This is a genomic window from Pseudomonas bananamidigenes (assembly GCF_001679645.1).
Lineage (GTDB): Bacteria > Pseudomonadota > Gammaproteobacteria > Pseudomonadales > Pseudomonadaceae > Aquipseudomonas > Aquipseudomonas bananamidigenes.
Map to the genome: position 1 here is coordinate 1 of NZ_LRUN01000118.1, position 600 is coordinate 600.

At 61.3% G+C, this 600-nt stretch carries 1 protein-coding gene; it reads left to right on the forward strand.

Annotation, left to right across the window (positions count from 1 at the left end; genetic code table 11):
- Positions 1-600: VCBS domain-containing protein (locus BBF94_RS26870; RefSeq protein ID WP_141676642.1), on the forward strand; the 600-nt coding region annotated here is incomplete at both ends.

Sequence of the window (600 nt, forward strand, 5' to 3'; positions counted from 1 at the left end):
GGATGCCACCGCGCTGACTCAGAGCGGCACCTTCACCGTCACTGCTCTGGACGGCGTAACCACACTGACCGTGGGTGGCATCGCGGTCGTCACCAACGGTGTCGCCGCAGGCTTCCCGCAGTCGGTGACCACACCATTGGGCAGCACGCTGACCATCACCGGCTTCAACGCTACGACCGGCGTCGTCAGCTACAGCTACACCCTCGACCACAACGATGCGCATCCAACCGCCAACGGTGCGAACACCCTGAGCGAACAGTTCGCGGTCACCGTGGTGGATGACAACGGCACAACCGCCAATGCATCGCTGGACGTAAACATTGTTGATGACCTGCCCAAAGCGGTGGACGACAGCAATGCCGGAACCGCCTCGGAAACCAACCTGACGCTGACCGGCAATGTCCTGACCAACGACGTGCAAGGCGCTGACCGGGTTCCAACCGGCCCGGTCACGGCGGGTACGTTCACTGGCACTTACGGCACATTGGTGCTTAACGCCAACGGTACGTACACCTACACCCTCAACACCAACGATGCGGACTTCAAAAACCTGCACGGCGGCGGCAACGGCACCGAAACCTTCACCTACACCATCACCGA